This window comes from Paenibacillus faecis, from assembly GCF_008084145.1.
Taxonomy (GTDB): domain Bacteria; phylum Bacillota; class Bacilli; order Paenibacillales; family Paenibacillaceae; genus Fontibacillus; species Fontibacillus faecis.
Genome location: NZ_VSDO01000002.1, coordinates 174,957 through 199,646 on the forward strand (window position 1 = coordinate 174,957; position 24,690 = coordinate 199,646).

The window sequence follows — 24,690 nt, forward strand, 5'->3', positions numbered from 1 at the left end:
CGGAATGAGGCGGATTTGACGCCTTGGTTGGAGTTCTTTATTGATGGTTTGGCAGAGGTTTTTCAGGAAGCCGCGGCGATCGTAACGGAGAAATCTGTCCAAATGACGAAGATTGAACCCGATCTGATTCGTAGGTTAGATCCGCAACAAAGAATGGTGTTCGCCCAATTATCCTTTAAACAAGACACCCTGACGACAAGCGAGATGAGGGATCTTTCTTCGTTTGTCGGATCGTTCAATAAGAGAAAAGATAAGCCATTGGCGGGAAATGGGATTCATTGAGCCTCGCGATCAAGATGCCAAAAGAGTTCGTTCGATCAAGTTATCCGCGGAATACGAGAAGTTGGCACAAGATATCCGGAATGCGCCGGATAAGTTCGCCCATTTTCTTAAATGAATGGAGCACTGCGATCTCAACCTGAGATGCCGTAGTGTTTTTTTGCGGGAAAGGGAGGATTTTTTTTAGAAGTTAAAACTATGTACCCGAATTCTATTGAATCTACTGATATGAGAAGGATATGATAAATTGGTATATTCCGGTTGTGCGAGAAACAGAGCATTTCTTTTGATTCTCGTTATAATTATATGGATTGCAGCCACGTTATCCAGCTGTAAAGCAACTGATCCACCAGAGAGCGATATAGAGATTATCTCTAAAGAACTAATAGAAGTGCCTGGTCAAAATCCGAATATTGATATATACAAGTTATTTTATAAGAGTGATAACATCAAAGTCCTAACATATATGACGGTTCCCAAGGATGTAAATTTACGCTGGTTAGATGAGCATCCGGACGTAAATTCACCTGAAATTGTAGCGGAGAACAGGGAGACGGCAGGTTATGTAAGATATGGCTTAATTAATGTCAATCCCGAATCGAAAGGGGATTATTCGATACTGGATCGAGTTCCCGATATTCAGGCACCGGTGCTTCTGTTGCAAGGGACTGCCGATGAAAGTCTCATTTGGCAAACCGTTCAAGATTTTGCAGATGAAATGGAAGAAGCGGGTAAGACCGTGAAACTCGTTTTATACCCGGATGGTCGGCATGGGTTAGCGGACAAGTATCAAGACCAGAGGAACCAAGAAGTGATGCAATGGCTTCATAAGTATGGCGTACCCCAATCATTTGTCATGCAGTAGGAGTCCTGTTCGATTTGCTGGCTATTGTCTATCCAAATTATGCGTTTTAGAAAGGTTCGTGCTTGCCTAAAATACTGATGGAATACGCATCGGAAGATACGGAAGGGTCGATTTCTTTTCCCCGTACAGGCACGGTTGGGCCCCTGCCCACATACAATGAAATGATCCCACATGGAGATGGGTTGTTTTATTGTCATGAGATTCAGCAGGAGGTGTCTTCTTTGCCCGGATTGTTTACTGCCATAGCCTTATTTATCAAACAGCTGACTCTGCTTGTGTCGTACGTGAAAAATAATGCGTTCCCCCAGCCCCTCACAGAGGAAGAAGAGACGAGGCATCTGCAGCGGATGGCCGAAGGCGACGCGGTTTCCCGCAATTTGCTGATCGAGCATAACCTGCGGTTGGTGGCGCACATCGTCAAAAAATTCGATAACACCGGCGAGGACCTGGAGGATCTCATCTCCATCGGAACGATCGGGCTCATTAAGGCGATCGAAAGCTTTCGGCCGAATAAGGGCACGAAGCTGGCCACGTTCGCGGCCCGTTGTATCGAAAATGAAATCCTGATGCATTTGCGCAGCTTGAAGAAAACCCGCAAGGACGTGTCGCTGCACGATCCGATCGGAACGGATAAGGAAGGGAACGAAATCACGCTGATTGATATCCTGGGCACGGAGGCCGACGATGTCGTGGACCGGGTTCAGCTTAAAATGGAGAAAAGCAAGATTTACCGCAACCTTGACATTTTGGATGAACGCGAGCAGGAAGTGATCAAGGGACGGTTCGGCCTGGAGCATGGGGGCGAGGAGCGGACGCAGCGCGAAATTGCCAAGGAGCTCGGCATCAGCCGGAGTTATGTGTCACGGATTGAGAAAAGAGCGCTCATGAAGCTGTATCATGAGTTCTATAAGAAGAAATAGCAAGGGAAGTTGAGTTTCACGCTATAGGCACAATCGGATGGAAAGCAAAGGCGATGGAGAGATCCATCGCCTTTGCTTTCCATATTAGCGTTTCGGCATTTTGCTCTCATCCATGTACAGCAGGTTCCAGCGATGACCGTCCAGGTCGGCGAATCCTGCGCCATACATCCAGCCGTCCGTTTCACTCGGCTTGCCAAAAATACTTCCTCCGGCAAACTCAACTTTTCGGATAAAATCATCTACTTCTTCTCTGCTTCCGGCCCCAATGGAAAATATGACCTCCGCGCTATGGGAAGTATCTGCGGTTTTTGAACCTGTAAATTTCTCAAACGTTTCATCCGGGAACAGCAGAATCGTGGTTTGGCCTATGACCAGCTGGGCTCTCTCGCTTCCAACGCTCACCGCATGAAATCCGATTTCATTGAAAAATGCGGTTGACCTCACAACATCTTTGACCGGCAGGTTAATCCAGATTTCCTGTGACATGGCGGCAGCCTCCTGGAATGTATTTTCAACTACTCCTACTATAACTTACTTCCGGCAGCAGAAGCGAGCGAATCTTAAAATTGACAGCCCAGGCTTCCATTTGCTTTTTTTATGAAAAATATTATAGACTGTTTTTTAGCAGCTTTTGGTGTATTTATTCTGAAAGGGGAAGTAGCATGAATGCAAGCAGCAAACACAACTCGAATATTCTGAAAATCATATCAAGAGGATTATTGATCATCATAGGTGCTCTTGTAGCGGCGTACGGTCTGGAAGCCGTGTTGATACCCAATAAAGTATCGGATGGCGGTGTGACAGGCCTGAGTATCGTCGGTTCGAAGCAGTTTGGATTACCGTTAGGGCTGCTGATTGCTGTAATTAATATCCCTTTTGTATGGCTCGGTTATAAACAAATAGGTAAAAGCTTCGCCTTTTATTCCGTTCTCGGGATTGCTTCGTTGGCAATCGGCACGGTTGTTATGCATGATGTACCGACAATTATTCATGGCGATACATTATTGGTTACCGTTGTCGGCGGGATTATCATCGGCTTCGGAATGGGTTTGGCCTTGAGAAATGGCGGGGCGTTAGACGGGATCGATATGCTGGCTGTGTTGCTGTCGCGAAAGCTGCCTTTTGGGACAAGCGACTTGATTCTGTTCTTAAATGCGTTTGTTTTCATTGTGGTTTCGACCGTATTTGGCTTACAAGGGGCCATCCTTTCGGCACTCGCTTATTTTATTGCATCCAAAGTCATACATATTGTTGAAGAAGGCTTGAGCGGTTCCAAGACCTTCAAGATCATTACCACGCAACCCGAAAAAATGGTGGAAACGATACGTGACCGGTTAGGGCGCGGTTCGACCTATACGGATGCTTACGGCGGCTACTCCAATGAACAATACAAAGAGATCACTTGCGTTATTAACCGCCTGGAGGACAGCAAGATCAAACAAATCATTCAGGAAATCGACCCGAACGCTTTTGTGGTCGTCTATGATGTAGCCGAGGTGAAAGGCGGCAATTTCAGAAAGAAGAATATACACTAAAATTCAAAAGAGCCTGCTGCGAGCGGGCTTTTTTTATCATATGCAGCTCGACATTTATAACCTGCCGACTTTAAAGTCCGGCGGGTGTTTTTACATTTTTTAACCTGCTAGGTTCTAGTGGTATTGACGATGCCAACTTTTGGTGATATATTGTGCATGCACGGTATACACAATTTACGAGGGGGTACAGCATGCTGACGTTAGATGTGCGGAACATAAACAAGAAATATCCGAGCTTTGAGCTCAAAGATGTTTCGTTTCAACTGGAGAAGGGTTACATTATGGGTTTTATCGGTGTCAACGGTGCAGGTAAAACTACGACGATCAAGTCGATTTTGAATATGACACATATCGATAGCGGCGAGGTTCATATTCTGGGCAGAAGCATGGCCGAACATGAACTTGAATTGAAGCAGGAGATCGGATTCGCCTTCGGGGGCATCGATTTTTATACGCGCAGTAAAATGAAGACGTTGACCGAGACCATAAAGAAGTTCTATCGGAACTGGAATGATGAGACCTATTACCACTACCTGCGAAGATTCAAATTGGACGAGAACAAAAAAATCGCCGACCTGTCGACGGGCATGAAAGTAAAATACAGCCTGGCCCTGGCCTTATCCCACGGGGCTAAGCTTCTCGTCCTCGACGAGCCGACCAGCGGGCTTGATCCGGCCTCAAGGGACGATTTGCTGGATATTTTCCAGGAGCTTATCGTGGACGGCGAAGTTAGCATCCTTTTTTCGACCCATATTACCTCCGACTTGGAGAAGTGTGCGGATTTCATTACGTTTATCTCGGGTGGGCAAATTATTCGTAGCTGTGAGAAGGAAGAATTCAAAGCCTCTTATCTCCTGCTGAACGGTACCGCGCGCGAACTGGACCGGGTAAAGGACCGGTTGATTTCCTATAAAACGAATTCGTTCGGCTTTACGGGGCTGATTCACGCGAGCGACTTCGATTCATCCTATGGCATAAAAGCCGCCACGCCGAGCCTTGAGGAGATCTTGATTTTTTTTACGAAGAAGGAGGAAGTCCATGTATAACTTGGTGATGAAGGATATTAAATTAGGTGTGCACCCTCTGTTTTTTGCCATGCCTTTGTTGACCGGCGCTTTAATGCTTATTCCCGGCTGGATCTACTTCATTGTTCTACTGTATTTTTGCTGGATTACGGTACCGAATATGTTTAACCAATTCAGATCGCAGAACGATCTGATGTTTACCTCGATGATGCCCGTCACTAAACGCGACATCGTAAGAGCCAGGGTAACCGTAGTCGCCGGGCTGGAATTGCTGCATATCGGGATTGCCATGGTTTTTGGTCTGGTCACGTTGCGGATATATCCAAATTTTGATTACTATTTCTTCCCGCCCAATTTGGGTTTTTGGGGTCTGTGCTTTGTCATGTTAGCGATTTTTAACCTGATCTTTATTCCTATGTATTACAAGACCGCGTACAAAATCGGTGCGGCGATCCTCTATTCCATAACGGCTGCCATGCTGTTCGCCGGGGTTGTCCAGTGGATCGGAATCCAGAGCCCGGTTTTGTCTGGTATTTTCTATGGTACGGATGCCAACAGCAGGGTGATTCAAACCTGTATCCTGATTGCGGGGATCGCGATATTCTTTGCACTCACTGCCATTGCGTATCGCATTGGGGTCAAGCGATTCCTTCAAGTGGAGATCCAGTAAACATGGCGGTCTCGAACAACGCTGAAAAACCGATGTATCAGCAGCTTTTTGAGCAAATTAGCGCTCAAATTCTGAAAGGGGAACTGGAAAGCGGCTATTGTCTGCCGCCGATCCGGCAAGCCGCCCATGAAATGCGCGTTAGTGTCATCACCGTCAAGAAGGCATGGGAAGAACTCGAACGGTGCGGTTTGATCCACTCGGTACCAGGAAAAGGATGCTTCGTGGCCGATTTCCCGCCCGGCGAAATGCAACGAATACGCGATGAAATGATTACGAAACAAATGGCTGGCGAGGTGCCCTACTACAAGTCCTTTGGTCTCACCTTGGATGAGATGATCGAACTGTTGAAAAAGGTTTATTGACGTTGATTCCCTTGTATTTGAGGCCTTATTGTTATAAATGATCGCAGATGAGACAATATCTGCGATCATTTTATATAGAAAAAGGATATCAACGGAATTCTAGTAGTATCTCATCAGGCATCGTAGCAGGAAACTCCAAAAAGATGCAAATCTGCAGGCATTTCTAGCGATTTTAGAAAAGCGGGCCTGATTCGTCAAAAATTCCTGCAGATTTGCAGGAATTTTAAAATTTTTGTTCCGAACAAGAAAAAAACATGCATAAATGCAGGAATTCTGTTATCCAGGTGGTCTGATGGGACACTAGATTTAATAGCCATCTCATGAGCTAAAATTCCCCCGCAAAAATTCCTGCTCATAAATCGCTTGAATCCTGTCCAAAACGTTCCGCGCCTGTTCTTGAAATTTTAATTCCGCAACCCGACCTTTCACCAAAAACACGCCGGTTTTATTCTGATGTTCCCCAAGTGCTCCATCATACAACCTGTCGGCGCCGTGAGTAGGCGGGGAGAAAAACAGCTTCATGATTATTTTCACTAGAAGAGGCAATCCGGACCGTTTTCCTTTTCTCAGCGTATTGTTGGCGCCAGGGTCGACGCTGCGGATCTTGATGTCGTCCTTGGCAAGCTGCGCCGCGATGGCCTGGGTCCACAGCGAAAGTGCCAGCTTAGAGGTGGCGTAAGGACCGATCAGCTTACGGAAGGTTTTGGGGTGTTCCAGGATTTCGACGGAAAACGACTTTGTCGATCTAAAGGCTGATGATGAGGTGTTAATCACCGTTTTTAACCGACCGAGGGTTAAGAGTTCCTTCAACTCCATCAGAATAATATAAGGAACGACCGTCAACAGCTCATAATGCTTCTCGCGCCCTTGTTGCGAATAGCTCAGCTCGGGAAATGACCCTCCGGCGTTATTGAACAAAAGATCGATCCGCCGCTCCCTGCTTTTGATCTCTGTCAAAGCACGTCTCAAGCTGGCATAGTCGGCAAGATCCTCTGTTTTATAAATTCGAAGTGCTCCACTCTGGATCGCATTTTGGATGCTCGCATCTTCCCGGGGAAAGTCGGAACGATTTAATGCAACGACCTGCCAGTCCTCCGACAGCAATTTCCGGGTTAATTCCAATCCGATCCCGGCACTTGCTCCTGTAATCAATGCGATATGTTCACTTGGGCTCTTACTCATTGTGCATCTCCTCCTGATAACGGGATAATCTCTGATAGCGCACATTCTATAACTTGAAGCCGACTCCAAGTCAAGGCGCATAAAAAGAGATTTTCCCCTGCAAATAAGAGACTTGACTTGGAGTAAGCTCCAAGATGTATAATGCATGAAATACAATTCGTCCGGGAGGGAACAGGGTGAAGGATGAGCGAACCTTTACGATAAAACAAACCGCCGAGCAAACCGGAATGACTGAGGATACGATTCGATATTACGAAAAAATCGCGCTGCTGCCTCGTGCCGAGCGAAAGGACAACGGGCACCGCATCTACCGTCAGGAGGATATCCATACCCTCCGGCTGATCGCATGCCTGAAAAAAACGGGGATGCCGCTGGAGGAAATGCGGCCTTTTTTGGCGGTCTCCGCCGATACGGATCCCGGGGAATATCCCGAACTGGTGGAACTCCTAAAGAGTCACCGGGAAAATATCTCCAGACAAATCGCCGCGCTCCAGCAGGTCGTCGATTTTATCGACCTAAAGCTGGAGGAGGGGAGATACCGCCGCGACTGCCCGGATGAAAAGCCGGGGGGAAAGCGCGTCTCTCCGGCCGAGATGAGTTATTTTTCCGTGCCCGCCAGGTAAATAAAGGACTTTTACGCCGCTATTTTGTCGAATTTGGCTTGGCGGTGTGAAATAGCGGCTTTTTGGGGGCTTATTTTGGGAAAAAGCAGCCCATTTCCTGATTTTGGTGCCCGCAACAAGGAAATAAGCCCTTTTTTGACCGCTATTATCCCCGTGGAGCCCAAAAGGGCCGGAATAACGTCCCAAAAGGCCGCTATTGTAGCGGGCGGCTCGGGAAATTGCGAGGCGGGGGCGATTCAGCCTGCTTCGCCCGCCGAGGGTTCCCCCACTACATGGCTGACGGGGTACTAGCTAAGCCGGTTCCCAGGCTGCTCCTGAGGAACCGGCTATCTTTTTAACCGAGAGGGTTACATATATTCGCATTTAAACCTGGAGAATTCGGCCGAAGCGCCTTCTCCGACGGCATATAAACCGATGAGAACCCCCGTAAACCCACCCGCCACTTCAGAGGAAAGATATCTGGTTTGTGCCGTGCCTAGGAGGATGTCCTCGCCATTGACGTGAAGGAGAAAGCTATAACGTTCATGGGCTGCCCGGATCAGCAGAGTAGCATGATTGCCGCTTCCCAGGTCAACTTCATGCTCAACGGATTTAATATCACCGATATTCAGACGCTCAATAACTTTATATCCATTCCCATCTTTACGTACAGCTAAATCATAATGATGATGCTCGTCCATATAGAGCGTGATGCCGGCTTCTCCGCTTGCAAGCCGAACATCGCAGGAGATCTCGGCGCGGAAGTCCCTTTGACGCAGGCCTATAAAAGTAGGGGATGTGGGCGTATCCAGCGTTACGCCGGTTCCTCTTAATATCGCTTTGTCGGATTCCAACAGGTAGTTATCCGCGACAGGATGACGAAGATGGCACCAGTCCAGATTCCAGTCCGTGTTCTCAAACGTATACGTCTTTTTCTCCTGCTGAATGACCTGGCTTGAGATCCGGCCGGTCTCAAAACTCATGAGGGCGGTTCCGCTATGACCTGCCGTAAACCAGCCATCCCCGCCAAAGGTAACCGGCGTAAGAAAAACTTCGCGGCCCAGGTGATGGTAGGTCAGCCATTGGCCGGTTTGACGGAAGCCCAGATGGAGCATCCACCAATTTCCGTCGTGGTCTTGAATCAGATCGCCATGGCCCACTCCCTGCAGCTCATAGCCGCCCAGATTCCGGTTGGTCAGTACGGGATTGTTCGGATAGGCCTCGAACGGACCGGAAATCGTCTCACCCCGTGCATAAACCACCATATGGCCATACTCCGTTCCTCCTTCAGCCGCCATCAAATAATAACGCCCGTTAATTTTATACATATGCGGGCTCTCCAAATAGCGCCCGCCCGTTCCTTGCCAAATCGAGCGGCTTGGCGACAGCTTGCCGCCCGTCTCAATATCAATTTCGCACTGAACAATACCGCTAATCCCGTTATCGTCTTTGCCGTTGCTCATAAAGAAGACCTTGCCGTCTTCAAAATACAGATCGGGATCGATTCCCCCCTGATCCACATAGATCGGTTCCGACCACTCCCCGTAAATATCGTCGGTCCATACATAAAAGTTCTGATGCGTGGTGTCGTTGGTCGTAGTCATGTAAAATTTCCCGTTATGATGCCGTATCGTGGGAGCGAAGACGCCGCCCGAGCTGCTCACCTTGCCGAGCTGAATCTGGCTCTCCCGGGTTAAACAATGCCCGATTTGCTTCCAGTTTATCAGGTCTTTGCTCTCAAAAATCGGAACGCCGGGGAAGTACTGAAAGGAACTGCACACCAAATAATACGTATCCTCTACCTTACATACACTGGGGTCGGGATAAAATCCTTTGATGACGGGATTATTGTATTTCATAGTTTCGCCTCTTTCGTCATTTGTGAATTCACATAAACATAAATCTAAGGGACTCAGTAGTTAAGAAAATTAAACACCAATGTTTTACTTCTTACAATGGATGAGGCTTAACGATTTATGTTAAATTAATATATATATGAATTCAAAAGATGTAGATAGGAGCAAAGGATGATCATCAAAGCGAACGGGGAACCGAAATTTATACCTTTATACGAAGCGTTGTCCAGTGCAGTAAGGTGGAAAATCATGAGTCTCCTTGCCGATCAAGAGATGAATATGAAGGATATCGCGAATCGTTTGGAACTCAGCCCTTCGATCGTCACCATGCATATCCGAAAACTCGAACAGGCCGGGCTCGTTGGAAGTCACCGGGTTCGGTTAGGCGGAGGGACGCACAAAATGTGTTTCCTCAAACAAAAATCCGTCGAAATCGAACTGCCGACCGCCGGTCGCACGGCCAAGATCAGAGAGCAGAGCATTTCGGTGGGGCATTATACCGCTTTTGAGGTTCATCCTACCTGCGGCCTCGGGACGCGCGAGAAAGAAATCGGAGTTTGGGACGATCCGCGTTACTTCCTTGATCCCGAACGGGTCCAAGCCGCCATTCTATGGCTGGGGTGGGGCTATGTGGAATACAAAATGCCTAACTATTTGCTTGCCGATCAAACCGCGGAAGCCGTCGAAATTTCAATGGAGATCGCCTCCGAAGCTCCCGGGCTAAGAGATTATTGGCCTTCGGATATTGAATTCATCTTCAACGGAGTCTCGCTTGGCACCTGGACAAGTCCGGCCGATTTCGGAAGAGCCGCGCGGGGGAAATATACCCCCGAATGGTGGCATCGAAATGTGAACCAATACGGACTACTGAAGACGATCCGCATCGACGAATCGGGCACATTTATCGATGATGAGCGGATGTCGGAGGTGACCCTTGCGGATCTCAAGCTCGGAGAGCCGTTTTGGACGCTTCGTTTCGCGGTCGACGAACATGCCGTTAACGTAGGGGGATTGACGCTCTACGGATCGGGATTCGGCAATCACGATCAGGATATCATCGTGCGAGCTTATCTTAAAGACGATACGAAGATGTAAAGAGCTCTGCCTCATCCCGAGGCAGAGCTCTTTCTCTAGAGGAACCGATAAAGGCGTACCCCGTGCGGCGGCACATGGGTCCGCAGCATGCCGGCCGCAACCTCGGCCGGCGTTCCGCTCCACAGCTCGGTGCCTGCGGTCCAATCTGTCAGGCCGATCTGCGGGGCGGCCAGTTCCAGATCCATCGGGCTCTCGCCCACGTTGAATACGGCAGCGTAGCGGGGGCCTTCGCCGTCTTCGGCCGTCCAGACGATGAGGTCTCCCATGCGGAGCGTTTCCTTGGCTCCCCGGCTCTCCCGGTGCATGCGCAGAACCTCGCGGTTGGTCAGCAGAGAGAGCGTCCAGTCGTCGCAGTCCCGCAATTCACCGCCAAAAATGAGCGGCGAGCGGAAGATGCTCCAGAGCGACATCATCGTTAACTGCTCGTCGCGCGTGAACCGGGTCCAGCGGTCCGAACCGCCGCCATCCACGGAGCGAATGCCGATGTGACCGAGCGGCAGCATGTCGCAGTCCGGCCAGCAACCCGGCTGCGGCACGCCCTGCCAGGCCCGGCAGCGGTCGAACATATCGCGCAATAGCGGCCACTGGTCCCAGAAGTCGTCGGTGACGCGCCACATATTGGCATGCTCGGCGAAAAACGGCGCGTATTCCACCGGAGCGGGTCCGGGGGAGAGGCTTAGCACCATGGGCCGGCCGCAGCGTTCGATCGCTTGCGAGATCAGGGCGATCTCCGGTTGATGGGTGTCGTACAGCCGGGAGGCCGCGATATCGTCCACTTTTACCAGGTCGACGCCCCACTGCGCGTACAGTTCAAAGAGAGAATCGTAATAGCGCTGAGCCCCATCTTTGGAGGCGTCCACCCCGTACATATCCGTATTCCACGGACAAATCGAGTTCGTATGCGCAATATCGCGCGCCGTCGCGGACGTCCCCAGAATCGGAGTGGCGGCGTGGACGGCCTGCCTGGGAATGCCGCGCATGATATGAATCCCGAATTTTAATCCCAGGCTGTGCACCTCATCAGCTAACGGCTTGAAACCCCGGCCGCCCGCCGCGGAGGGAAACCGGTTTTCGGCCGGCATGAGCCGGGAATATTCATCCATTACGAGCGGAACGAACGGCCGATATTGTGAGGAATTCGCATGAGGCTCATACCACTGAATATCGACGGTAATGTAGTTCCAACCGTATGCCTTGAGATGCTTCGCCATGTATTCCGCATTGCCCCGAATCTCTTCTTCCGTGACGGCCGCGCCGTAGCAGTCCCAACTGTTCCAGCCAAGCGGCGGAGTAGGCGCTATAAGTTTATGATCCATTGCCAAGCTCCTTTACTGATTAATTATTGCTCTTGTTATGTTCATCATAATAAAGGGAGATTAGCAATATCTACAGTAATCTTGATAGCTCAATGGTACAATATTGCGGTTAATCGAAGAACAGCTTGCGATAGGCGAGGCTTTCGCCGCCGCTGCGAAATTCGCCCGGCGTCAGCCCGGTCAAGCCGCGGAACGCCTTGATAAAATAACTTCCGCTAGAGTAGCCGATCCGCTCGGCAATGGCCTCGATGCTAAGGGCGGTTCCCCGCAGCAGTTCCATCGCCTTCTCGATGCGGACGCGGGTCAGATACGCGCCGGGTGTAAGGCCCGTGCTGGCCGAAAACCGGCGGATCAAGTGGTACTTGGACAGGGAGACATGCTCGGAAAGCTGTTCGATGCTGGTCATCCGCGCATAATGGAGCTCTATAAATTCGGCTGCGCGCCTGACGTTCTGAGGCCAGTTCTCCCGATTGCGCAGGGATGCGACCTGCATTCTGGCGAGTTCCGTCACGAATTGATAGACGCAGGACGAAGCGATCAGGGGGTCGGAGATCCGGCCGGCGGCCGCGTCGACCACAATCATTCGCGACAAGCGGACCGGCGCACTGTCTAAGGGAAGATGAGGAACTTCCCCCGCTTCGCGCCGGAACTTGCGCCAATGGGGCAAAATAAGCTGGGGGCGGAACAGCAGGAACAGAAACTCCCAAGGCTCTTTGGATTCCGGGTGATAATAATAGCGATGGGGTCCCGGAATTTCGGCAAGAAAAGCTTGTCCGGCGGTGACACGGTGAATTTGGTTCTCCGACTCATAGACGCCTTCCCCCGAGAAAGTGTACTGGAACAGCAGAAGCGGCCCGTCGGTCCGCTCCAGCCCGTCCCAGCGATAAGTAGGGGTGGTGATAGAATCACAGCCGGCCGCAAATAAGACGCAAAGCTGGAGCTCCGGATCTTCGGCGAACCGAAAGCCGTAGGTGCCTTTGGGGATGTCCATAACTAATCCTCCTTATAGTAAAGCTTAAGTGGCGAGAGCTCTTACAGGTTGTCTTGCCGGTAGCCTTCACCTCATACATATAACCAATCATACGACTTAGCCATGACTTACGCTATGTACTTGGCGAAAGAGGGCCTTTCCGTAACGGTTTTGAGCGAGGGACCTTCGTTGGAGAATGGATTGCTCGCAACCGCAAGCCCGCCCATGCGGGCTTCTTTCTATTGACAAATCTCGTTGACCAAATCGGAAATTACTGTCATATTTTTAAAGTCAACTCAACTAAATATCGCAAGAAGGTAGTGGCTTTAATGAGACAAGAACATCTATTGTTGGTAGATGACGAAAAAGGAATTTTAACCATGATCCAAAAATTGCTCCAAAAAGAAGGCTTTCAGCGGATCGCTACCGCAGCCTCGGCGGGCGAGGCCCTTCGCTTGATGGAGCTTCATGATTTCGATCTCGCCGTATTGGATGTGATGCTTCCGGATATGGACGGGTTCGAGTTGTGCCGGGAAATTCGCAGCAGGACGAATATGCCGATTATTTTCGTTACAGCCAGGTCAGGGGACTTGGATAAAGTGATGGGACTCGGATTCGGCGGAGACGACTATGTGACCAAGCCTTTTAACCCTTTGGAACTGGTGGCCCGGATTCAGGCTCATTTGCGAAGAGAGCGGTTCTACAAAAATCAACCGGCCGTCAAAAGCAAAGCTATGAATTTCGGCTGCTTCCGCATCGATAAAAGCACGGGCCAGCTCTTCATCAACGGTCGGGAGACGCCTTGTCCGGCCAAGGAGTTCGAACTGTTGACGTTTCTGTGCGAACACCCGAATCAGGTTTTTACCGCCCTGCAGCTTTACGACCAGGTATGGGGGACGGCGTTTACAGGGGATGAAAAGACGGTAGTCATCCATATCTCCAGATTGCGAAAAAAACTGGAATCCAACCCTTCGAATCCCCAAATCATCATTAATATGCGCGGAATCGGCTACCGCTTTATCCCTCCCGAAATGGGCGCATCGGTATGAGGCTGAGCATTAGATTTTTTTTGCGGCTCACCGTTCACTTCTTGGTCAGTCTGGCGCTGCTTGTCGCCTGTATCAGTCTCGGCTTGGCGGTGGTCGATGTCCTGATTCCCGAGGGAGGCGCGCGCCAGGATAACGGGGTCATACTGTGCGTGGCGATTCTTATTGCGATATACGTTCTCGTCAGCGGCTGGTATTTCGGGCTCCCGCTAATTTATGTCATCGGCAAAATTCAACGTTTGGCGGACGGGATTTACCGGGACCCGGAGAAATATCGGTCACTGAACACCGGCGAGGGGAAGAAAATCAAGGCGCCGTACAGCCTTTTGAAGGAATTGATTCTGCAACTGCAAACCCTCGCGGAAGCTTTGGAGAGAAGCGAACGGGAGCGGAGCCGGTTGGATGAGCTGCAAAAAGAGTGGATAGCCGGCATTTCCCATGACTTGAAAACTCCGCTGACCTACATCAAAGGATACGCCGATATGCTCCTTTCTCCGCACGAATGGACGTTACGGGAGCAGGCGGAGTTTATCACCGAAATCCAGACGAAGGCCAGCCATATGGAGGAACTCATCGGGGATTTGAGCCTGACCTTTCGGTTGGAAGGGCAGGAGATGCCTTTGCAACTGGTCAAAAGAGAGCTTGTCGAGTACGTGCGGCGTATCGTGGCCGATGTGGCCAATGATCCCCGGGCCGCTCATTATTATCTTGGGTTCGAATCCGCTGTTTCCAAAGTTAATGTGCCGATTGACGAGAAGCTGCTGCAGCGCTCGCTGCACAATCTTATTATTAATGCTGTACTGCATAATCCGCCCGGGACCCGGGTACAGATTGAACTGCTGAAGCAGGCTTCGACGCTGGCAATTCGGATTGCCGATGACGGATCGGGCATGAGTGAAGAAACGGTAGAACGTCTATTTAATAAATATTACCGGGGGACCACCACGGAAAGATACTCGGAGGGAACGGGACTTGGCATGGCGATTGCCGATTCGATCATGCGGGCTCATAAGGGAGGCATTGAGGTTACCAGCAGCGAAGGGGCAGGCACGATCGTGACAGTCACACTTCCCTTAGGGAAATAATTAGGATACAAGTTGCTTTTTGTTTACCTCGATTTTATTTCCATGCTCTAGAATGCTTTGTGAGACAGGGAGAAATTGGGGAGGACATTCAAGATGTTAGAACTGCACAATGTAAGCAAACGCTATAAACAAGGGAAATGGGCGTTGCAAAAAGTAAGCATGACGCTGCGGCCGGGTATAACCGGCCTGCTCGGACCGAATGGAGCCGGGAAATCGACGCTGATGCGCATGCTGGCCACGATCTCGCGGCCGACAGCGGGGACCATTACCTGGGATGGAGACAGCATAAGCAAACGAGCCGATGCTTTTCGTGCCCAAATGGGCTATTTGCCGCAGGATGTCGGGGTGTATCCCCAACTGAATGCGGTCGAGTTTTTGCAATATGCCGGTGCCTTGAAAGGACTTGGCGGACCGAAACTCAAAAAACGGATATTAGAGCTTCTTGAACTCTTGAACTTGCATGAAGTCCGCCAGCGTCCGCTCGGCAGCTTCTCGGGCGGGATGCGTCAACGCATCGGCATCGCCCAAGCTTTACTGAATGACCCGCGGCTACTGATTCTCGACGAGCCTACGGTCGGATTGGATCCGGAGGAGCGGGTCCGGTTTCGAAGTCTGCTGACGGATTTGTCCGGGGAGAGAATCGTTCTCCTATCCACCCATATCGTTTCGGATATCGAAGCCACCGCCGATCAAATCGCCATCCTTTCCAAGGGGAGCCTGTTGATGAAGACAGATCCGAGCGAGGCGCTGCGCACGGTGCAGGGAAAAGTATGGTCGCTGCTGATTCCGGAGCACAAGCTTCAGGAGGCCCGGGCGGCCTGGACGATTAACGGCACGATAAGGAGAATGGAGGGACTGGAGCTTCGCATCATTTCGGAGTCACCGCCCGATGTTCTGGCGTCCCCGTTGACGCCCAGCCTGGAAGATGCTTATCTTTACGCCAGGATGTGCGGGGGAGGGGAATAGAATGCGGGGGGTTGCCACGATTTATTGTATTGCCCGCGCCGACCTGCGGGAACGGACAAGGCATTTTTCTTTTTTGGCCACACTCGGCTTAGCGATGATGGCCGCTTATTTTTGCGTTCCTCCTGCGGATGCAGGCTATGTAACGGTGCATCTGGGCGGTGTATACCGCGGTGTATATAATTCCGCCTGGGTTGGGGCGTCCGTTGCCATTTCAAGCTTGTTTTTTCTCAGCTTGTTTGGTTTTTACTTGGTCAAAAACAGCATTCAACGTGATGAGCGTACCCGCGTAGGTGAAATTATCGCATCCGCCCCGGTGAAAAAGCTCTACTACCTCACGGGCAAGGCAATGAGTAATTTTGCCGTTTTATCCATCATTGCGACTGCCGTTATGGGAGTGTCCGCCGTGATGCAGTGGAGCCGTGGAGAGGTCCGGCGGATTGAAGTTTGGGATCTAGTGTCTCCTTTCCTTTTCATGGTGCTGCCGATATTGTCGGTCGTTGCGGTATTGGCGGTGCTGTTTGAGACCTGGAAGCTGCTTCGGGGCGGACTCGGAAATGCCGTGTATTTCGTGCTGTTTATCTTGTTCGCCACAATGATCGATTCGTTCCCCTTTGGGGTTTCCGTATTTACCTCGGATATGATGCGGGAATTGCGCGAAATCGATCCCGCCTTTTCGGACAACTACGGTATCGGAATCTTATTTCCGCATGCCCCAATCCAGCGGTTCGAGTATCAAGGTGTGGCCTGGACAGGCCACCTGATTTTACAGCAACTCATCCCATTGGCGGTGGCTGCGGCATTCCTCCTGATCGCTGCGCTTCTGTTCCGGGGCTTTAAAGAACCGGTGCGGGCAGGAGCAATCGAAATGGCTTCTGAGGAGATCTCCGGAGCGGACTGCGAGGCGGTTCGAAGCGAGCCAGCGGCTGTGCGTGCCGCTGAGCTTACGTCTGTGCCTGTTGTGGGGGCGTTTTGGCCGCTGCTTGCCGGGGAATTGCGGCTCCTGAGGAAGGGGGCTTCTTTGGGTTGGCTCATCGTTACTCTCCTGCTATCGCTCTTGTGTCTGTTTCTGCCGACCGAGGTTTCGCGTACATGGTTGATTTGGCCGCTCGTCTGGATCTGGCCGCTGACGATGTGGTCCGGCATCGGGAGCCGGGAAGCACGCTACCATACGGAATCCATGGCCTTGTCCAGCCCTTATTTTGCGACTCGTCAACTTTTGGCGGTTTGGCTTTCCGGCGTTCTTGCGACTTTGTTTGCGGGAGGCGGAATGCTGATTCGGTTAATGCTGGAAAAGGATATCGCGCATTTGATTTATGCCGGCTCGGCGGTCCTGCTCATTCCGTCCTTGAGTCTGGTTTGCGGTGTATTGACGCGTACTAATCGTACCTTTGAAGTGCTGTACATGCTGATCTGGTACCTGGGTCCGTTTAATAAAACCCCGTATCTCGATTTTTTAGGGGGGACTCCTACGGATTGGACCGCTGTGCAAGCGGGTGGAATCTATATTCTTTTGAGCCTGGGAATGACGGGTACGGCTTATTTGGCAAGAAGCGGGTTGAAAAACCATTTCTAAGGAGTAACTCTCTGCGTGAACCCTAAATGGCCTTGGCCGCTGGGGCTCACGCTTTTTTGCTGTCAAAAAGCAGCCTCAGTATCACTTAGCCGAGCCATGCCGGCTGGCAAATAGAACACCTCAATAAAATATAGTGTGTATTATATATTGATTGTTTTTTATATATGACGTACTATATATTCAATAAAACCTTCCAAGCGAGAGGAGGAACCCCAATTCGCCCGGCGATCGGGCAGAACGAAAAAAAGCGGAGGGATCCACTATCAAACTGACATCCCGTCAAATGGAAATTGTAGATATCGTAAAAAAACATGCCCCCATCACCGGGGAGCAAATTGCGGAAATGCTCAACTTGACCCGGCCGACCATCCGTTCGGATCTCTCGGTGCTGGTCATGCTCGATTATATCGACGCCAAACCGAAGGTCGGCTATTTTCTCGGAAAACGGGCGCTTTCGGAAAATGAGAACAGGCTTAAGCTGCTGGATATGAAGGTCGGCGACGTCCATGGGGTCCCGGTGGTCGTGCGGGAAACGACGACGATCCACGATGCGGTCGTGACGCTGTTTCTCGAAAACGTCGGCCATCTGATCGTCACCGACGAAGAGGGCAGGCTGGCCGGCATCGTCTCGAGAAAGGATCTGCTGAAGGTGACACTGGGCAATGCTTCGGCTTCGACCATGCCGGTGAGCTTCATCATGACCCGCCGGCCGAACGTGATCACCGTGTCCCCCGAGGATACGGTTCTGGAAGCGGCCCGCATCATCATCGCCCACCAGGTCGACAGCCTGCCGGTGGTCGTGCCGGCCGCATCCGGCGGAGAAGGGGAATTGAACGTCGTCGGGCGAATTTCCAAAACGAACATCATTAAGATGCTGCTCGACACGCTGGAAGAAAAATAAAGAAATAAGATCAAATCAACGGATATCTGGGAGGAATGGGATGAACCAGGGGCAGGCACACTTCATAGCTATTTGCTCGGACTCGATCGGCGAAACCGCCGAAGCGGTCGTCCGGGCGACACTGCGGCAGTTTGAACTGCCGAACACGGAAATCAAACGCATCATGAATGTCCGCTCCGAAGACGAGGTCAGCGCGGTCATGGAAGAGGTGGCCAGCCGGGGAGGCTTCGTCGCTTATACGCTGGTGCAGCCGGAGCTTCGGGAGGCGATCAGGGAGGAGGCGGTTCGGCTCAACGTCCGCGCCGTCGATATCATGGGACCGATGATGCAGGCGTTCATCGATACGTTTAACGATACGCCGAAGCGCACGCCCGGCCTGCTGCACCGGCTGGACGAGGATTACTTCAAGCGGGTGGAGGCCGTGGAATTCGCCGTCAACAACGACGACGGAAAGGACGTCGGCGCCATTTTGAAGGCGGACTTGATTCTATTAGGGGCTTCCAGGGTGTCGAAGACGCCGCTGTCGATATTTTTGGCGCACAAAGGTTTGAAGGTGATGAATTATCCGGTGGTACCGGAGCTTACGCCCCCAACTCAGCTGCGGGAGGTTCATCCGGGCAAGATCGTCGGACTGACGGTAAACCCGGAGCATTTGGTGAAAATCCGCTCGGCGCGCCTGCAATCGATGGGGCTGCCGGACGACGCCCACTATGCCTCCATGCAGCGGGTCCAGGACGAACTGAAATATGCGCAGGAATTGTTCGCCGACTTGGGCTGTCCCGTGATTGACGTCACGGATAAGGCGATTGAAGAAACCGCCGCTTTGATCATGAAGCAATTATAGAGAACGGGAAACCGAAACGGAGGGAAAATCATGGAACGTCATATGGCATTGGAATTGGCGCGTATTACAGAAGCGGCCGCACTGGAAGCGGCCCGATGGACGGGAAGGGGAGACAAGCACAGCGCGGACGAGGCGGCAACGGTCGCGATCCGCAGCTTGTTCCATTCCGTCGATATGGATGGCACCGTCGTGATCGGCGAAGGGGAAATGGACGAAGCCCCGATGCTCTATATTGGTGAAAAAGTCGGCAACCGTCGCGGCCCGAAGGTGGATATCGCCGTCGATCCTTTGGAAGGCACCGAAACGGTGGCAAACGGCCTGAACAATGCGATTTCCGTGATCGCCGCCGCGCCTCAGGGAAATCTCCTGCATGCGCCGGACATTTACATGGCGAAGCTGGCGGTCGGACCGGCGCTGGCCGGGAAGCTGTCGCTGGACGACCCGATCGGCGTTACGCTGGCGAAGGCTTCCGGCATTCTGAGAAAGCCGCTGCAGGACATGACTGTGTCCATCCTGGACCGGGAACGCCATCAGGAGATGATTCAGGCCCTGCGCACCGCAGGGGTGCGGATCAAGCTGCTGGGCCACGGCGATGTCATGGGGGCGATCGAGGCCGCCACCGAGGGCGGCGTAGATCTTCACGTCGGCTCCGGCGGCGCCCCGGAAGGCGTGCTGGCGGCCGCCGCCCTTCGCTGCCTCGGCGGGGAGCTGCAGGGCCGGCTGCTGCCGGGAACCCCCGAGGAAGCCGCGCGCTGCCGGGCGATGGGGCTCGGCGATCCGCGGCGGCTTCTGACGATGGAGGACATGGTCGGCGACGGCAACGTGTTGTTTGTGGCCACGGGTGTGACCCCGGGAGATTTGCTGAGCGGGGTTCGATATCTGCCGAACCAGAAAGCCGAGACCCATTCCGTGATTATGCATTCCTCCAACCGGACGGTCAGTTATTTGCGGACCATCCATCATCTCGCCGGACGAGGGCGGATGGATTTGCTTGCGGAACAAGCGATTTAAACGGCGAGCGGAGAGTAACCTTTGTTTCGTCTCTTGATGGACCGGCCCTGGGGCCGGTCTTTTTCGGTTGGCCCGTTCGAAAGCGCGCTTACCGGTTCGGAAGCGCACTTACCAGTTCGTAAGCGCCCTTATAGGTAGGACAAGTGCATGAGAGACCGGGATTAGTGCCCCCCCCATCTGACAATCTTCATTAAACGTAAAATTCCTGCAAATCTGCAGGAATTTTTCCGATTCTGAACCCAAATTTCGAAATGCCTGCAAATCTGCAGGAATTTTCAGCGAAGTCGGCTCGTTCCTCTCAAATCGCCAGAAATACCTGCAGATTTGCATTTTTTTTCGCAAAATGCTCGTGAACCGGCTTAAATTCCTGCAGATTTGCATCTTTTTGGAGCTGGGGGTGTCGGGAACTCGTCTGGCACTTTGATCGCCCGGTGCTTAATACGATTTAGGTTCCCTTCTGGTCAGGCCCTAATCACGAGCGACCGGATGTCTCTTGTACAAGGCGCGCGCGAGAAGTCCCGCCGCCGAAATGCCGGGAAAACAGCAGCATCGCGCAAATTTGCACGGCGGCAAGCACCAAGTAGATGTTGCTGTAAGTCGCCGAAGCCGGAAACGCATTGATCGGGTTCCAGGCCTGCGAAGTTCCGAGGTCTACGATTCGGCTGTAAGTCGCCGAAGCCGCCGCGCCGGCCAGGAAATTAAGCATCGACAACAGCCCCATGCCGACCCCGGTCTGTTCCTTGGGGAGCGACAGCGAAATCGTTTTGGTCATGGAAATCTGCAGGAACATCTGCCCGACATTGCCCAATATTAAAAAAGCGGCGATCCCGATCGGCGTTATCCCGGCGAACGAGGATAACAGGACGAAACAGAGCAAATTCAGCAAGACGGCGACGCGAAAAAGAACGGCTGTCCCCCGGCTGTCCGCCAGTTTGCCGCCGGTGCTTCCGAGCATCGCCGTAGCAAGGGCTCCGGGTACCATCGTAAATCCGATCCATCCCGGTTCCAACCGGTTCAGGTCGGCCAACAGGTACGGAGTCAAAAAGGGCAGCGAATAGCTGGTCCCCATCGACACTACGGCCAGGACAAGGCCCCAAACATAGCTTTTGTTTGAGAACAGACGAGGCGGTAGGAAGGGATCGGCGGCCATCCGGATGCGCAGGATAAACAAAATCAGAAAGGCCAGACTTGCCAGCCCCGAAAACCATCCACCGCTTTGGGTGACCGCCAAGAGAAAGAGCGCCACCGCTCCCGCCAGCAGTCCGCCTCCCGGCCAATCGATGCGTCCTTTGGCCACGGGCTCGTCGCGCAGCAGTTTCCGGTACATGGGCAGGGTCAACAAAATAAGCAGGGGAATCATAAACAGCCATCGCCAATGGAACACGCTGACCAACAGGGAGGATACGACAGGGCCTACCGCACTCCCGATGGCCAGCCCCGTGGCGGTAATGCCAAGGGCTCGGCCGCGGCGTTCCGCGGGAAAATAGCGGACCGGGATGATCATCGCCATCGCCGGAATGACGGCGGCCCCCATGGCTTGCAGGATGCGGGCGAGGAGGACCATCCAGTACGCGGATGAGATGAGCCCGATCATGGAGCCGACGAAGAAAACGAGCAGGCCGAAGGTGAGCAGGTTTTTAGGCTTGAACCGATCGGACACTTTTCCATAGATGACGGACCCGATGGCGTATATGAGCAAATAGATCGAAGTTACCCAGCTTACTTGGGCAAAAGTCAGTTGAAATTGCTTGCTGATTTCAGGCAGTACGATGTTGAACATCGTCGCGCTCATCGACGAGAGCACCATCGTAAATGCCAGGACGCGGATCAGCCGATCCGCCGCCGACAGGTTGCGGTCGAAACTCATAACAATCACCCCTTTGATGTTTTCAAGCAATATCTTATAATTCATTTATAATAAATAAAAATATATATTTTGTTATGAATTGATATACTCGAGGTTATGAATGGAGAGAGAAGGATATGGAGCTGCTTCAACTGCATTATTTTCAAACGGTGGCGCGAATGGAACATATGACCAATGCCGCGAAGAAACTGCAAATCGCCCAGCCTGCGTTGAGCAAAACGATCGCCCGCTTGGAGGAAGAATTGGGAGTTCCGCTGTTCGACAGGCAGAATCGGCAAATCCGGCTCAATCCGTTCGGAAAGGCGTTCCTAAACAGCGTCGAGACGGCCTTGTCGGTGCTGGAAGAGGGGAGAAGGGAAGTTACCGATCTCGCCGGGATCGAGCGGGGGACGATTCGGATTGCCACCACGACATTGAATCGTCTGTCCAAAGCGCTGGGCGCGTTTCGCGAACAATACCCGGAGGTGAACTTCCGGATTGTCCAGGTGGCCCCCGGTTCCATGGCGGAAATGGTCCGCATGTTGGAGAACGGAGAGGTCGACTTATGCTTTGGGGCGGCCTCCTTGGACCATCCCCGCATCAAGGAGGCGGACGTGCTGCATGCCGAGGTGCGTCTCGCGGTACCGCACGGACACCGGCTCGAGGAACGAGAGCGGATTCATCTGCGGGAAGCCCGGGGCGAGGCTTTTATCGAATATAAGGAGGGCCACCCGTTTCGGCGTATGAACGATGCTTTTTGCGAGTCCGCGGGGATTCAAAGGGAAGTGGTGTGCGAGGTGGAGGAGCCGTCGGCTCTTTCCGGTTTGGTGGCCGCCGGGTTGGGCGTTGCCTTCATGCCCACTTGCAAAGGGGATGAGGAAACGCAGGCATACACGCTGATCCCGATCGCATCTCCGGATTGCCACCGGGCCTTTTCGCTCGCCTGGCTGGAATCCAGATATTTGCCGCAAGCGGCCAGCCGGTTCCGGGAATTTCTCGCGGAGTACTTCAAGGAAAGCCGGGCATAACGGGGTAATCAGAGCCTGCTCTGGACATGGAAAAAACCGGCCCGGGCCAAGCCCGGCAGCCGGCCATAGCTGTTCATAATTGTTCATACAGCCGCTTCAAATAAGCAACGCTCGCCTCCATGTCTTCTTCCGGCGTGCTTTCGAGCAGGCCCTGGATGTGGGGGCGCTTGTACTTCATATAATGCAGTAAGGGACGGAATTGCATGTCCCCCTGACCGACGGGAACGATCTCCAGGCGTCCTTGTTCAACCCTGAAGTCTTTCAGATGGAGGACGGCGATGCGGTCGCCGAGCAGATCCAGAGCTTCGGCGATAATGTCTTCCTGCCGCAGGTAGTTGTCCGGCGACAGCAGGTTGGCACAATCCAGGATGACCTGGAGATTCCGTGACGGAACTTCCTCCAGAAGCCGGCGGGTCAGCCCTGCCGTATAAAGCGGATGATTGAGGCCGGCCTCGATCCCTACCGTTACGCCAAAACGCTCGGCTTCGGCCACCATCCACCGGACCGATTCCACCACGCGCTGAAACGCCTCTTCCGTGAAATTATCCGGCGTGTAGCCATTCCCTACGCTCCCGGTTTCGGTTCCGACGAGACTGGCGCCGAAATCCCGGGCCAACCGAAGGTGAACGGCAAAGTCGGACAGCGCCCGGTTCCGCTCGGCCGGGTCGGAGGCGACGATGTTGACGTAGCATCCCAGCACGGCGAGGTGAATGCCGGCTTGGCGGAAGGCGCCGCCGAAATAGGCGGCCGTGCCGGGACTCAATGCGGAGAAGTCGGGAACGCTGTCCGGGAACGATTTTTTCACCGCAAACTGAACGCAAGTAAAGGAATGCTGCCGGATTTTGGCAATCAACGCGTCCAATGGGACCTGACCGAAATCATGGGCCCTTACCCCAAGATTAAGCGGAGGATAGGGGGAGGCGGTTGCCGCTGCTTCTTCGTTTGTATTCATGGGCGCTGCACCGCCTTCCCGGGAAAGAGGCTCTCTGCCGGCGTACTCTTGAGGCAGGTCCGAAGCTCGGCCAGTTCAGGCGATTGCCGGATCGCCTGGGCGACCAGCCGGGCCACCTGACGGGCGCCGACATCGGAGAAATGCGTGTCGTCCCGGAGGCCTTCCGGATAATTGGGATGAGCTCCCGGCGGCAGATGCATCACAAGGTGCCTGGAGCCCGTGTCGCCGAGCGCCCGGAAGAGCTGCTGCGACGCCGCAAAAATATCGAGCAGCGGCGTCCCCGTGTCCGCCGCGACCTGCCGCATCGCGTCAGGGTAGGGGCCGACCGCCTCCGGATCGGGCGTTCCGTCCGGCAGAAAGCGGCGGCGGCTGACCGGCGTCAACAGCACCGGCGTCGCGCCCGCCCGCCGGGCGGCCTCCGCGAACTGCCGGAGATTGTCTTGGTAAGCCCGCTCGGGATCGGCGTAGCGGGCCGGATCCTCCTGTTTCCCGTCGTTATGGCCGAATTGGATGAAAAGATAGTCGCCGGCCTGGAGATCCCGCTCGATATGCGCCAGCCGGCCTTCGGCCAAAAACGATTTGGTGCTGCGTCCGTTCACCGCCCGGTTGTCGACCTCTACCGCTGAACCGAAATGCTCCGGCAAATATTCGCCCCAACCGGTCATCGGTTTTTCCGCCGCTCCCTTCAGCGCCGCCGTGGAATCCCCCGCTATAAACAGCTTGAAAGACATCGCTGATTTCGCTCCTTCCCCGTTGAAATA

25 protein-coding genes are annotated in these 24,690 nt (G+C 52.9%); 17 read left to right on the top strand and 8 right to left on the bottom strand.

Features of this window, described 5'->3' with window-relative positions:
- Positions 1-15: 15 nt before the first annotated feature.
- The 3 genes from FRY98_RS28910 (at position 16) to sigK (ending at position 2,064) form a co-directional block, all read left to right on the top strand.
- Positions 16-282, top strand: coding sequence for a hypothetical protein (locus FRY98_RS28910; protein WP_225039199.1), 267 nt, complete (start codon positions 16-18; stop codon positions 280-282).
- A 283-nt stretch (positions 283-565) separates the two neighbouring features.
- Positions 566-1,144 (top strand): alpha/beta hydrolase family protein, encoded by a 579-nt coding sequence (locus FRY98_RS08625; protein ID WP_148451366.1) that lies wholly within the window; start codon positions 566-568, stop codon positions 1,142-1,144.
- A 221-nt stretch (positions 1,145-1,365) separates the two neighbouring features.
- Positions 1,366-2,064 (top strand): RNA polymerase sporulation sigma factor SigK, encoded by a 699-nt coding sequence (gene sigK, locus FRY98_RS08630; RefSeq protein WP_148451367.1) that lies wholly within the window; start codon positions 1,366-1,368, stop codon positions 2,062-2,064.
- Between the two features lie 84 nt (positions 2,065-2,148).
- On the opposite strand, the gene FRY98_RS08635 is transcribed toward sigK, so the two are convergent.
- A complete protein-coding gene (locus tag FRY98_RS08635; RefSeq protein WP_148451368.1) occupies positions 2,149-2,550 on the bottom strand; it encodes a VOC family protein in 402 nt (133 codons plus the stop codon).
- A gap of 176 nt (positions 2,551-2,726) precedes the next feature.
- Here FRY98_RS08635 and FRY98_RS08640 point away from each other — a divergent pair, with 176 nt between their 5' ends.
- The 4 genes from FRY98_RS08640 to FRY98_RS08655 all read left to right on the top strand — a co-directional run bounded on the left by FRY98_RS08640 (position 2,727) and on the right by FRY98_RS08655 (position 5,656).
- Positions 2,727-3,599, top strand: a complete 873-nt coding sequence (locus FRY98_RS08640; RefSeq protein ID WP_148451369.1) for a YitT family protein — start codon at positions 2,727-2,729, stop codon at positions 3,597-3,599.
- Positions 3,600-3,790: 191 nt separating this feature from the next.
- Positions 3,791-4,645, top strand: coding sequence for an ABC transporter ATP-binding protein (locus tag FRY98_RS08645; protein ID WP_148451370.1), 855 nt, complete (start codon positions 3,791-3,793; stop codon positions 4,643-4,645).
- Positions 4,638-5,294, top strand: coding sequence for an ABC-2 transporter permease (locus tag FRY98_RS08650; RefSeq protein ID WP_148451371.1), 657 nt, complete (start codon positions 4,638-4,640; stop codon positions 5,292-5,294). Before FRY98_RS08645 ends, FRY98_RS08650 begins: the two co-directional genes overlap by 8 nt.
- Before the next feature lie 2 nt (positions 5,295-5,296).
- Entirely contained in the window at positions 5,297-5,656 is a 360-nt protein-coding gene (locus FRY98_RS08655; protein ID WP_148451372.1) for a GntR family transcriptional regulator, read from the top strand.
- A gap of 318 nt (positions 5,657-5,974) precedes the next feature.
- Here the strand turns inward: FRY98_RS08655 and FRY98_RS08660 are convergent, their stop codons facing one another.
- A complete protein-coding gene (locus tag FRY98_RS08660) occupies positions 5,975-6,838 on the bottom strand; it encodes an SDR family NAD(P)-dependent oxidoreductase (RefSeq protein WP_148451373.1) in 864 nt (287 codons plus the stop codon).
- A gap of 176 nt (positions 6,839-7,014) precedes the next feature.
- Between FRY98_RS08660 and FRY98_RS08665 the strand changes: the two genes are divergently transcribed.
- Entirely contained in the window at positions 7,015-7,461 is a 447-nt protein-coding gene (locus FRY98_RS08665) for a MerR family transcriptional regulator (protein ID WP_148451374.1), read from the top strand.
- A gap of 347 nt (positions 7,462-7,808) precedes the next feature.
- Here FRY98_RS08665 and FRY98_RS08670 read toward each other — a convergent pair whose 3' ends face one another.
- The gene (locus tag FRY98_RS08670; RefSeq protein ID WP_148451375.1) at positions 7,809-9,299 is read right to left on the bottom strand and encodes a glycoside hydrolase family 43 protein; all 1,491 of its coding nucleotides are present in this window, start codon (positions 9,297-9,299) and stop codon (positions 7,809-7,811) included.
- 168 nt (positions 9,300-9,467) lie between these two features.
- Between FRY98_RS08670 and FRY98_RS08675 the strand changes: the two genes are divergently transcribed.
- Positions 9,468-10,391, top strand: a complete 924-nt coding sequence (locus FRY98_RS08675; RefSeq protein ID WP_148451376.1) for an ArsR/SmtB family transcription factor — start codon at positions 9,468-9,470, stop codon at positions 10,389-10,391.
- A gap of 35 nt (positions 10,392-10,426) precedes the next feature.
- Here FRY98_RS08675 and FRY98_RS08680 read toward each other — a convergent pair whose 3' ends face one another.
- Positions 10,427-11,707: a glycoside hydrolase family 27 protein gene (locus FRY98_RS08680; RefSeq protein ID WP_148451377.1), complete on the bottom strand. Its 1,281-nt coding sequence runs from the start codon at positions 11,705-11,707 to the stop codon at positions 10,427-10,429.
- 109 nt (positions 11,708-11,816) lie between these two features.
- Positions 11,817-12,698 (bottom strand): helix-turn-helix domain-containing protein, encoded by an 882-nt coding sequence (locus FRY98_RS08685; RefSeq protein WP_148451378.1) that lies wholly within the window; start codon positions 12,696-12,698, stop codon positions 11,817-11,819.
- Positions 12,699-13,006: 308 nt separating this feature from the next.
- Between FRY98_RS08685 and FRY98_RS08690 the strand changes: the two genes are divergently transcribed.
- From FRY98_RS08690 to glpX, 7 genes are all read left to right on the top strand, one after another.
- Positions 13,007-13,726 carry a response regulator transcription factor gene (locus FRY98_RS08690; protein ID WP_148451379.1) on the top strand — a complete coding sequence of 240 codons (720 nt, stop codon included), beginning with the start codon at positions 13,007-13,009 and terminating at the stop codon, positions 13,724-13,726.
- A complete protein-coding gene (locus FRY98_RS08695; RefSeq protein WP_148451380.1) occupies positions 13,723-14,808 on the top strand; it encodes a sensor histidine kinase in 1,086 nt (361 codons plus the stop codon). Before FRY98_RS08690 ends, FRY98_RS08695 begins: the two co-directional genes overlap by 4 nt.
- Positions 14,809-14,901: 93 nt before the next feature.
- Entirely contained in the window at positions 14,902-15,774 is an 873-nt protein-coding gene (locus FRY98_RS08700; protein WP_148451381.1) for an ABC transporter ATP-binding protein, read from the top strand.
- A gap of 1 nt (position 15,775) precedes the next feature.
- Entirely contained in the window at positions 15,776-17,347 is a 1,572-nt protein-coding gene (locus FRY98_RS08705; RefSeq protein WP_148451382.1) for a Tat pathway signal protein, read from the top strand.
- A gap of 283 nt (positions 17,348-17,630) precedes the next feature.
- Positions 17,631-18,248, top strand: a complete 618-nt coding sequence (locus tag FRY98_RS08710) for a helix-turn-helix transcriptional regulator (protein WP_148451383.1) — start codon at positions 17,631-17,633, stop codon at positions 18,246-18,248.
- Between the two features lie 40 nt (positions 18,249-18,288).
- Positions 18,289-19,092 carry a pyruvate, water dikinase regulatory protein gene (locus FRY98_RS08715; RefSeq protein ID WP_148451384.1) on the top strand — a complete coding sequence of 268 codons (804 nt, stop codon included), beginning with the start codon at positions 18,289-18,291 and terminating at the stop codon, positions 19,090-19,092.
- A gap of 30 nt (positions 19,093-19,122) precedes the next feature.
- Entirely contained in the window at positions 19,123-20,103 is a 981-nt protein-coding gene (gene glpX, locus FRY98_RS08720) for a class II fructose-bisphosphatase (protein ID WP_148451385.1), read from the top strand.
- Between the two features lie 472 nt (positions 20,104-20,575).
- Here the strand turns inward: glpX and FRY98_RS08725 are convergent, their stop codons facing one another.
- The gene (locus FRY98_RS08725) at positions 20,576-21,970 is read right to left on the bottom strand and encodes an MFS transporter (protein WP_148451386.1); all 1,395 of its coding nucleotides are present in this window, start codon (positions 21,968-21,970) and stop codon (positions 20,576-20,578) included.
- Between the two features lie 116 nt (positions 21,971-22,086).
- Here FRY98_RS08725 and FRY98_RS08730 point away from each other — a divergent pair, with 116 nt between their 5' ends.
- Positions 22,087-22,977 carry a LysR family transcriptional regulator gene (locus tag FRY98_RS08730; protein ID WP_148451387.1) on the top strand — a complete coding sequence of 297 codons (891 nt, stop codon included), beginning with the start codon at positions 22,087-22,089 and terminating at the stop codon, positions 22,975-22,977.
- 73 nt (positions 22,978-23,050) lie between these two features.
- Here FRY98_RS08730 and FRY98_RS08735 read toward each other — a convergent pair whose 3' ends face one another.
- Together FRY98_RS08735 and FRY98_RS08740 are read right to left on the bottom strand one after the other, a co-directional pair.
- Complete coding sequence (locus FRY98_RS08735) at positions 23,051-23,929, bottom strand: sugar phosphate isomerase/epimerase family protein (protein WP_148451388.1); 879 nt, start codon at positions 23,927-23,929, stop codon at positions 23,051-23,053.
- The gene (locus tag FRY98_RS08740; RefSeq protein WP_211373276.1) at positions 23,926-24,660 is read right to left on the bottom strand and encodes a rhamnogalacturonan acetylesterase; all 735 of its coding nucleotides are present in this window, start codon (positions 24,658-24,660) and stop codon (positions 23,926-23,928) included. Before FRY98_RS08740 ends, FRY98_RS08735 begins: the two co-directional genes overlap by 4 nt.
- Positions 24,661-24,690: the final 30 nt, after the last annotated feature.